Genomic DNA, 4811 nt, shown 5'->3' with positions numbered 1-4811 from the left:
ACGATCACACTGACTGTACCCTGACACCATTCCACTGAAAGGAGCTTTACCATGGCATACCTCACCACCACCTCGACAGCTGACAGCTACCACGGACATCCAGTCAACAACGGCAGCACTGGTACTCTGGCTACCTATCCTGACCTTTTAGAAAAGACGCTCCACCTCATGACCCACATGACCAACAAGCACAACAAAGTCCTCTTTGTGAGATTGGACCTGCACTTTCCCTACGCATCACCTGACCTGGACACCACAGACAACTACGCCCTGTCTGCCTTTTTGAAACTCTTGAAAGAATATTACACTTACCACAAAATCGAACTCCATTACATCTGGGTACGGGAACAGGCAGCCCTCACTCAGCATCCCCACTACCATTGCGTCTTTTTACTCAACGGCAACAGAATCCAACACGCCTACAGTCTTTTAGAAAGAGCTACTACGATCTGGCACAGGGTCGTCGGCGGCAGTGCAGGCTTAGTTCATTATTGCACCTCAGGGACTAACGGCATTATGATCCGCAGGCCATCCTCTCTAGCCACAGGTGACACATTAGCCGGTCAGCAGGCAGAGTACGAACAGACTTTTAACCACTGCTTTGAGTGGGCTTCCTATCTCGCCAAGGTCAACCAAAAACAATACACGCCCGGTGGAGTACGCAGGTTCGGGGTCTCTCGATTTTAACGATCAGTCATCAACTTCGAGTACAACGACGGGGGGGAGGAGGTTGGGATTTTTACTATGCGGCTTATTTTTTAGCTGGGATTTGACTGGGATTTACCAGGGATTTACAGGTACCCGTTCCTGTGGATTTTTAGTTTTGATTTGGGAGTTGAGGTCGGGGAGGCGGTCATACGAGTTGGTTCGTTTTGGCCGTCTATCCCCCATGCAGGCGATGCGTAGTTCATGGGATCATGGTTGTTCCGTATCACTGCCCTGTGTACTGGTGGGAGCTGCTTTGTAAACGCCTGACTGCCCGTCTCATACTATACTCTCTATTCTACATCCATTCCACTCCGGACGACACCCAGACCAGAGACTGCATCCGATACCAGCAGTTGCACTCATAGCAATTACCGCACCACTCATTGCGGGACACATGCACGCACTCAGCCATACGCATCCTACTCCCACTGCCAAGGGCAACGACCTCCGATTCGGTCACTTGTCCTTAAGATTTTGTACCACAGGTTCCAGACACCCCTCCTCGACCCCCTCCAGCCAGAGGATACTTTGACGGGATTCACCTCCAAAGAGCGGATTATTTTCTTCACCTTACACGCACCACAGCATCCCTACCCTTGCACAGGTTCACCGCATGACGGCATCGACCACACCCCGCAACCAGACAGTTAATCGGCCATTTGAAATAGGACTGAGCCAATATCTTTCAAGAGTACAGACAGGCGATAAGATTCTGAAGCTAAAGGCTACTCACAAAATACCAGTAAGCATATCAGGATCAGAAGTAGTGGCTTTGCGAAGGGCCTCATGACAGCTCCGGGAGGGGGAGGATTTTTTATCCTTGGGCACTGCAACTTTTCTGCACCCAAACATACCTATCAAAATCATGCCAAGACCAAGCATCGAAGATGGAAATATGCCCTCAAAAACCTTAGTCAAGGCAGCAGCCCACACCGTCAAAAATCATGCCACACGAAACGAAGAGCAACCAAGAAGCACTGCGTTTTGAACATAAGACCGAAAAGAACGGAGGTTTATTTATCTGTCCTTAAGCAGGCTGACGGACGGGATAGTTCTTCACAGTGACCATACATGAGACAGCACCACCAGCCTCAGCTACGGGACGCAGCACCCCCCTACAGGACATTTGCACATTCTATACCAAGACACTCACTGATTTATAAAAAGCAGACAGCAAGCACCACCAGACAGCCCACTGCCGAGGTAACGACCAGCTCCGATTTGGCTATTTCCCCCTAAAATTATGTTCCATAGGGTTCCAAGGTATTTCCATGCGTCTATACCCAGATCTAACAGGTCAAAACACTGATAATACAGAGCATCACCCAGGCATTCCAGAAATCCACTGGTTCCAGGTACCCCCCCTCAAATGGGCTATTTTCCACCAAATCTCACATCGACACCCAGACTGCAGAGCTACCTGATCCTATCCTCCAACCAGAGGATATGCTACCGGGATTTTTTTCCAGAGAGCTGATCATTTTTTTCTAAATGGGTTCATTTTCTACCGTGCCCTCCCTCCAAAAAAGACCAGCTGCATCCCTACCCTTACATAGATTTTTTCGTTGCTCAACCATCGCCCTGAGTCACCCCCAGCAGGCACCATCTGAGAGATTTTTACAGGCGATCATGGCACCATATTTTTTCACAAAAAAAATACACCCCGGAACCCATTGCAGGCCCCAGAGTGCTTTTTCAGGTACGAATTAATTATTTTTTACACCTGATATTTTTTCACAGAAACGGCATCATTTTTTCCCAGCTTTTTCCATTTCCAAATATTTTTCATACAGACCATTGGCTTCTTTTTCCAACTTTTGACGCTCCTCATCCGTCATTGCAGGCATGGCCTTTTTCTTATAATTACTGACACTGGAATTGCTTATTTCTGTGAGCTTTTCAATATCTATTCCGCTCATTTTTTTATCTAGCAACATTTTAACAAGAGCAACCTTCCGATCTGTTTCAGACAAGGGAGGAACTTCTTGTTTTGCTTCAGCCACCACCTCCATCCTGAAGGCATCTTCCTCAGACACAATATCAATCTGAAAAGTCTTTTTGTCTTCTGCTTTTTCTATGTATCTGGTTTTTTCCATTATGATATTAAGACGATTATCATTATTCCCATCAACCTCAATTTTCATAATCAAATCAGCGAACCTTCTTTTTTCGATACTTCCTTGTAAAACCCCATCACTGTTCATATGGTCTAACACAATGACGGTTTTTCTTGTCTGCCTAAGCTCCCCAAACCAGCGGATAGCATTTGTAGCCGCTTTAATACTATTGTCAGTCAAAGAATAAAAATTATCGAAAATAATAACATCTGTTTTCTGAATATCTTCCTTTATGCTTTGTTGCCATTTTGTGTCCGCAATATCTATATCTTTATTCACACCAGAAGCATCAAGCAGAGAAATAACATCAAAAGCCCTTTTTCCATAATTACAATTCATCCCCTTAATAATTTGCTCCATTCTTCTAGCAAAATAATTTGGTGGGGTTTCACTGTCTATATACAAAACTTTCACAGGTTTTTTGGTATGCCATTTAACCAGAGTCTTATTGCCAGACGATAATGCCTGGGCAATGCTCATACCAATTAAAGATTTAGATGCCCCTTCTTTTCCATAAATCCAGACTACATTCCCCTCCATAATGATGGGACTAAGCAAAACTTTTGGTACACAAAATTCACCCTCTATCTTTTGATCAGGTGTAACTATTTTATAAGTTGGCTTTAAGTTTGATTCAGGCAAAACAAGCTGATCATTATGCCCGATGCTCTTGAGGTAATCATCTGCTAGGACAGGGCAATGCTCTCCATGCATCACAAATATTCTTGCACATTTTGCTTTCTTTAAGCTTTTTATGGCTTCTGGCAAGTGCTGCACATCCTCGCTATCCTCTGCCAAATACAAACATACGATTCTGCCCTCCAATGGACTCAGATCTGCATCTTTGATACCTGCAAAGCCATTAAAGCAGGTTGTAAAAATCAGATTAGAATCATTATTACCGAATAAGCCTAATGGATTCATCCTGGTACATTCATATGCCAACGCTTCATCTTCCACAAAAAATATCAAAGAATCAGGATACTTAGACATGGAGTTTAATTTAAACAAAAGGTACGGTTTTTTTGGTGGGATTGGTACAAAACGACAATCGTAACCATCTGATTTACGCCACAAAGTATAATAGAGCTTATACTTTTCTCCAGATGGCAAAAGCCAATAATCAACATACTGAAATAAAACCCCAGAACGAGTAAAATATTCAAAGGTCTCAATAAATTTTCCACCTTTAAAATCATATCCATTGCTTTGATCACATAATTCTAATGGCACCACATCCTGACTATACGCAGAAGCTCTTCCTTTTTTACTATTTCGTATGTAATCCTCCAGCATATTGGCCACATCTTGCATATTCTTTTTTAAAATTGCAGAACAGAAACTAAACAAATCAAAACTTCCGCTACCATCTATTTGGAACCAGGCAAATAAAGGCTTAGATTTCTTTCCAAATTTTTTCTCTAAATCATGTGAATATTTTGAAATTGCAGTATTAGGTAAACCAAAATCTTCATATTTAAATATATGACCATACTTGCTCCCATCAAGAATCCCGTCACTATATTGTATTTCAAAAGCAGTAAAAATAATGCCAAAACCACTAATATAACAATACTTTTCCATCCACTGCCTTTGTGGGTATTTATACGCATGAATTTTTTCCAAAAAATGATACAAACTCGTTTGATTAAGAAAGAAAAACTCATAAACTAACACCCACTGATCAAAAACAATCTTATTTTCGGGCACACCTACAGGCCAAACACAGCGGCTCTGTTTTTGTGGTTCTTCAATATCAAACAACCCCATACCACCCCCATGCTGTTCCCGTCATCCTCTGCACAAAGACCTGAGCAGATAAGCTCTGCCCAGGCCCTGAACTCACCATCACCCTGCAAATTCTACCCTGCATTTATGGCATCTGTAAACGCCAATCACAACCCGATCCACATGATCTCCGATAGCATGACCAGCAGTAGAGCCAGCCATGAACCCAGCCAATGCACCGGCAAGACCTCCAAGCAC

General features: G+C 43.3%; 2 protein-coding genes. One reads left to right on the top strand and one right to left on the bottom strand.

Annotated elements, in window-relative coordinates:
- The first annotated feature begins 51 nt into the window (after positions 1-51).
- Positions 52-687, top strand: a complete 636-nt coding sequence (locus LZ24_RS16810; RefSeq protein WP_144686868.1) for a YagK/YfjJ domain-containing protein — start codon at positions 52-54, stop codon at positions 685-687.
- Between the two features lie 1769 nt (positions 688-2456).
- Here LZ24_RS16810 and LZ24_RS16805 read toward each other — a convergent pair.
- Positions 2457-4595, bottom strand: coding sequence for an AAA family ATPase (locus LZ24_RS16805; protein ID WP_144686867.1), 2139 nt, complete (start codon positions 4593-4595; stop codon positions 2457-2459).
- Positions 4596-4811 lie beyond the last annotated feature (216 nt).

It is taken from the genome of Desulfobotulus alkaliphilus (assembly GCF_007830435.1).
In the GTDB taxonomy this organism is placed as follows: domain Bacteria; phylum Desulfobacterota; class Desulfobacteria; order Desulfobacterales; family ASO4-4; genus Desulfobotulus; species Desulfobotulus alkaliphilus.
This window is presented reverse-complemented; position numbering and strand designations above follow the sequence as displayed.